Raw genomic sequence first — 2,275 nt, forward strand, 5'->3', positions numbered from 1 at the left:
TTGTATAACTTTCGTTGCCGCACCCGCATAGCGGGTGGTTTTATGGTTCGCGACTACGTCACGAACCAGTCTAAAGACAATAAAAATAAAACCGCCACCAACGGTGACGGTTTAGTATGACTCACCTATATAAAATTACGGGTTAAATGGGAATAAAATTGGCAATAATACAAAAGAAACGATGGCAGATACAATAATCAATGGTACGCCAGCTTTTACATAATCCTTAAAGCTGTAACCCGCCACGTTATACACCATAGCATTTGGAGGCGTGCCCATTGGTGTAGCATATGCAAGAGAACTGGAAATAACGATAGCTACGAGAATCGCTTTTGGGTCAAAGCCTAATTGAGATGCCAAGGACAAGCCGATAGGTGCCAACAATGCAACGTCCGCTGTATTGGACACAAAGTTTGTCATGAATATAGACAAGAAGAAAAGCACTGCTAACAAGACCAATGGGTTAGGTGTCTCACCCAAACCATCAACGATAAGGTTTGCAATAAATGCACCTGCGCCGGATTTTACCATTGCTGTACCAAGAGCCAAGGAACCTACAAACAACAGAATTGTCTTCATATCGATAGACTTAACAGCCTCTGTTTCAGTAATAACCCCAGTTGCTACGATAACAAGAGCACCTACCCAAGCGCTAACAGCCAAAGATACACCGATTTGTTTTTCAAAAATCATAGCCGCAATAGTCAATACAAGCACCAAACCTGCTGTCCATTTTTTCCACATTGGAACATGATCAAAGTCAGCATTTTTTTGATAGTTTGCATCAGGCTCACGAGTTGGAACCTCTGGCACGAAACGTTTGCCAATGAATGCATAGAATAGAGTGCCGATGATAAGTATAGGTAAACCTACTTCACCATAAGCGAAGAAACTAAAGGAACCAAGACCAGCCTCTTGTAAATTAGAGTTTGCAATCATATTACCAGGGGAACCAATCATAGAAATATTACCACCCATAGCGGCTGCAAATGCGATTGGCATTAGGAATTTAGTTTGGTTGAAACCACCCTTTTTACAAATACCGATGACAACAGGAATCATAACGGCTGCCGTACCTGTGTTGGACAAGAGACCAGACATAATACCTGTAAGCATCATGATAGCGATAATAAGGATTGTTTCGTTTTTAGCAAATTTATTAACAACATCACCTACATCAACAGCAACACCTGTTTCAAAGAAAGCAGCACTGATAATAAACATAGCAATGAATAAAATAACATTAGAGTCAACGAAGCCTTTGAAAGCTTCCGTTGCGGTTAATACACCAGAAAGATGCAAACCAACGGCTACAATCATAGCCGTAATAGACAATGGAATCTTCTCCAATGCAAACATGACGATTGCAAATACGAGGAATCCCAATGTAACAGCAACACTATAATCCATGAGAACTTTCCTTTCATGGTAGTCATACACCTATAGTATATAGATATAACTCAGTGATGTAAATCATATAATTTTTTATAATGAATATTTTTCATATATCTACAACGCTAGATAATACCTTATATATTAAAAGGGGCACAGAATTGGCAATAATACCAATACCACAATACTAGATACAACAATAAGTGGTACACTAGCTTTCACATAATTCAAAAAGCTATAGCCAGCTATATTGTAAACCATAGTATTGGCAGGCATACCAATTGGTGTCGCATATGCCAAGGAACTAGCAATTACGATAGCCGCGAGCACTGCTTTTGGATCTACTTTCGTGCTCATCGTAAACCTCCAGCAGGACTTCCTTTTCTAGACCTCTAAAATAAAATCTATTAAATATGTTAACGCCTCTCCATAATTTTATTGTACTCTTTTTTACAAATATAACTATCTAAATTATATATTTTTCTAACGGAATATAAAAATACACCCCTTATTAATCCAAGGGATGCATTCATTATGATATATTTATTTAACGACGGTCAACAGCATCTTGAAGTTTTCTCGGGCATCGAGGCTATGAGGGACTTCAGAAGGCATGATCAATGTTTCACCAGCTTTCACATTGTATTCCACATCACCGACGACGATATGTGCCTCTCCATCGAGGATTTGCACAATCGCATCGCCTACAGTTACATGCGTTGAGATTTCTTCGCCCTTTGGTAACGCAAATAAGGTAATACTGAGGCGTTCATTTTGGGCTATAGTAATACTAATCACTTGCCCTTCTTTATACTCTAAACAATCGCCTAGATGTAAAATTTCGTTGACTGGGATATTTTTTGTGAAAGTCTTACTCATAGAA

Annotated in this window: 2 protein-coding genes and 1 pseudogene; all 3 read right to left on the minus strand. The window is 38.7% G+C overall.

All coding sequences use genetic code 11. From position 1 onward, the window contains the following. Positions 1-135: 135 nt before the first annotated feature. Positions 136-1,410, minus strand: a complete 1,275-nt coding sequence (locus E7A03_RS09880) for an SLC13 family permease (protein ID WP_004698525.1) — start codon at positions 1,408-1,410, stop codon at positions 136-138. A gap of 126 nt (positions 1,411-1,536) precedes the next feature. Beyond that, positions 1,537-1,734, minus strand: a pseudogene (locus tag E7A03_RS09885) (hypothetical protein); the annotation flags it as partial. Positions 1,735-1,935: 201 nt separating this feature from the next. Further along, on the minus strand, positions 1,936-2,275 hold a 340-nt coding region (locus E7A03_RS09890; RefSeq protein WP_353799503.1), incomplete at its 5' end, for a cupin domain-containing protein.

It is taken from the genome of Veillonella parvula (assembly GCF_032472435.1).
In the GTDB taxonomy this organism is placed as follows: Bacteria; Bacillota; Negativicutes; order Veillonellales; family Veillonellaceae; genus Veillonella; species Veillonella parvula_N.